Here is a 3653-nt window from a genome sequence, read left to right as displayed (position 1 = left end):
TCGGTGGACTGGTCGCCGCTGGTGGCGGGGGCGGGTGCCACTGCGCCGGTGGAGTTGCCGACGTATCCCTTCCAGCGCCGCCGGTACTGGCTGGAGACAACCACCGAGGAGCGTGCCGACGCGGCGGGCCTGGGACTGGCGGGCGCCGACCACCCGCTGCTCGGCGCCGCCATCGGGCTGGCCACCGCGCACGAACAACCGGACGGCGACGCGTTCGTCCTCACCGGCCGCCTCTCGCTGCGCACCCACCCCTGGCTGGCCGACCACGCGGTGGCGGGAACGGTGCTGCTGCCCGGCACGGCCTTCGTCGAACTGGCCGTGCGGGCCGGCGACCAGGTGGGCTGCGACCGTGTCGAGGAGCTGACGCTCGCGGCACCCCTGGTGCTGCCGCCGGACGGCGCGGTGCAACTCCAGGTCACGATCGGAACGGCGGACGCCGAGGGCCGGCGCGCCGTCAGCATCCACTCCCGCCCCGAGAGCGCGGTGGACGGCTCCCCCGACGACGGCTGGACGCGCAACGCCGGGGGCCTGCTCGCCGTGGGAGGCACCGGCGCGGCCGACGCCCTCCCCGACGAACTGCTCGCCTGGCCGCCCTCGGGCGCCACGGCCCTGGACGTGGACGGCTACTACGAGCGGGCCGCCGCCTCCGGATACGGCTACGGCCCGGCCTTCCAGGGGCTCCGCGCGGCCTGGACGTCGGGCGACGACCTGTACGCGGAGGTCGCGCTGCCGGAGGCGCAGCGCCAGGAGGCGGCGCGGTTCGGCCTGCATCCCGCCCTCCTCGACGCCGCCCTGCACGCCGTCGGCCTCACCGTGCTGACGGCCGAGGACAACAGGCCCCGGCTGCCCTTCTCCTGGACGGGCGTGTCGCTGCACGCCGCGGGAGCCACGGATCTCCGCGTGCGGCTGTCCCTGACGGGACCCGACGAACTGTCTTTGACGGCCGTGGACGCCTCCGGGCAGCCCGTGGTCTCCGCGCGGTCGCTGGTCACGCGCCCCGTGTCGGCGCGCCAGCTGGAACGCGCGCGCGGCGAATGGGCCGACTCGCTGTTCCGCCTGGACTGGGCGCCCGCCCCCACGCCCGCCGAGGCTCCCACCGCCGATCCGGGCGGCTGGGTGCTGCTCGGTGACCACGGGCGCCTGCCCGCGGGCATCGCGGCGGGCGGCGCGTACGCGCACGTCGCCGAGCTGCGTGCCGGGCTGGACGCGGGAGCGGCCGTGCCGGCCGTGGCGCTGCTGGCCGTCGCGACGGACACCGCCGCGCCGGGCGACGGTGACGACGCGCGGGCCGTGCTCGGCCGCGTGCTGCGGGACATCCGCGCCTGGCTGGCCGACGACCGGCTCGCCGGTTCCCGTCTTGTCGTGGTGACGTGGGGCGCCGCCTCCGGGGCCGATCCGGCGGTCGCCGCCGTGTGCGGCCTGGTGCGCTCGGCGCAGAGCGAGCAACCCGACCGGCTGCTGCTCATCGACCTCGACGCCGGTGCCGGTGCCGGTGCCGGTGCGTATGCCGCGCTGCCCGAGGCCGTCGCCCTGGGGCTGGCCGGTGACGAGCCGCAGCTCGCCGTCCGGGGCCGAGGTGTGCTGGTGCCGCGGCTGGCGCGGGCCGACTCCGACGGGCTGCTCACGCCGCCGCCCGGGGACGTGCCCTGGCGGCTGGACAGCGAGGCCCCGGGCACGCTGGAGAACCTGTCGCTGATTCCCCACCCGGAGGTCTCCGGGGAGCTGGCGGAGGGACAGGTGCGTGTCGCGGTGCGCGCCGCCGGCCTCAACTTCCGCGATGTCCTCCTCGCCCTCGGCATGTACCCCGACGAGGCCAGGATGGGCACCGAGGGCGCCGGAACGGTCGTCGAGGTCGGGCCCGGGGTGACCGGGCTGGCCCCCGGCGACCGGGTGATGGGCCTGCTGAACGCCGGTCTCGCCCCCCTCGCCGTGGCCGACCACCGGCTGCTGGCGCGCGTGCCGCAGACGCTCTCCTTCGAGCGGGCCGCGTCCGTTCCCGTCGTCTTCCTGACCGCCTTCTACGGCCTCTCCGACCTCGGCGGGCTGCGCGCCGGCGACCGGGTGCTGGTGCACGCGGCGGCCGGGGGCGTCGGCATGGCCGCGGTGCAGCTGGCCCGGCACCTCGGGGCGGAGGTCTTCGCCACCGCCGGCGAGGGCAAGTGGGACACGCTGCGCTCGATGGGGCTGGACGACGACCACATCGCCTCGTCGCGGACCCTGGACTTCGAGGAGGCGTTCCTCGCGGCCAGTGACGGCCACGGCATGGACGTGGTGCTCAACTCGCTCACCGAGGAGTTCGTGGACGCCTCGCTGCGCCTGCTGCGGCACGGCGGGCGCTTCGTCGAGATGGGCAAGGCCGACCTCCGCGACGCGGACCGGATCGCCGGTGACCACCCGGGGGTCACCTACCGGGCGTTCGACCTGATGGAGGCGGGCCCCGACCGCCTGCGGACGGTGCTCGGCACGATCGTGGACTTGCTCCGCGCAGGCACGCTCACGGCGCTGCCCACGACGACGTGGGACGTGCGCCGCGCCGCCGACGCGTTCCGGTTCATGAGCCAGGCCCGGCACGTCGGCAAGATCGTGCTGACCATGCCCAGGGTGCTCGACCCCGAGGGCACGGTGCTGATCACCGGCGGCACGGGAACCCTCGGCGCCCTGGTGGCGCGGCACCTGGTGGCCGAACACGGCGTGCGCCACCTGCTGCTGACGAGCCGGAGCGGCCCGAACGCCCCGGGCGCCGCCGAGCTGCGCGACGAGCTGGCCGACGCGGGCGCCGAGGTGGCCGTCGTCGCCTGCGACGCCGCCGACCGGGGCGCGCTGGCGGACGTCCTCACGGGCATCCCCGCCGCGCACCCGCTGACCGCCGTGGTGCACACGGCCGGGGTGCTCGACGACGGCCTGATCGACGCCCTCACCGAGGAGCAGCTGGAGCGGGTGCTGCGGCCGAAGGTGGACGCGGCCGTGAACCTGCACGAGCTGACGCGCGGGGCGGACCTCGCGGCCTTCGTGCTGTTCTCCTCGTCCTCCGGCGTGTTCGGCGGCCCGGGACAGGCGAACTACGCGGCGGCCAACGCCTTCCTCGACGCCCTCGCGCGCCACCGCCGCGACCAGGGGCTTCCGGCCGTCTCCCTGGCCTGGGGCCTGTGGGGCGAGGCCAGCGGGATGACCCGCCACCTCAGCAGGGAAGACCGCGCCCGCATGGCGCGCAGCGGCGTCGTCCCCTTCTCCAACAAGCAGGGGCTCGGGATGCTCGACGCGGCCCTGGCCCTGGACGAGCCGCTCGTGCTGCCCATGCAGCTGGACATGGCGGCGCTGCGCGCGCAGGCGGGCAGCGGGGTGCTCCCCGCGTTCATGCGCCGGCTGGTCCGCGCCCCCGCCCGGCGCGCGGCCGCGGGCGGCGCCGAGCCGGGTGACTCCTCGCTCGTCCGGCGCCTGGCCGGCCTGCCCGACAACCGGCGGGAGCAGGCGCTGACCGACCTGGTCCGCGGCCATGTCTCCGTGGTGCTGGGCCACTCCGGCGCCGACGCCATCGAGGTGGGCAGGGGATTCAAGGACCTCGGCATCGACTCGCTCATCGCGGTCGAGCTGCGCAACCGCCTCAACGCGGCCACCGGCCTGAGGCTCCCCGCCACCATCGTCTTCGACTACCC

General features: G+C 76.2%; 1 protein-coding gene. It reads left to right on the top strand.

The annotated features are described in order from the left end of the window. Positions 1-48: 48 nt before the first annotated feature. On the top strand, positions 49-3653 hold a 3605-nt coding region (locus ADY01_RS34030; RefSeq protein WP_159001608.1), incomplete at its 3' end, for an SDR family NAD(P)-dependent oxidoreductase.

The organism is Streptomyces sp. SBT349, from assembly GCF_001083795.1.
GTDB lineage: Bacteria > Actinomycetota > Actinomycetes > Streptomycetales > Streptomycetaceae > Streptomyces.
The sequence above is the reverse complement of the archived record's forward strand: the minus strand, read 5'-3'. Positions and strand labels throughout refer to the sequence as shown.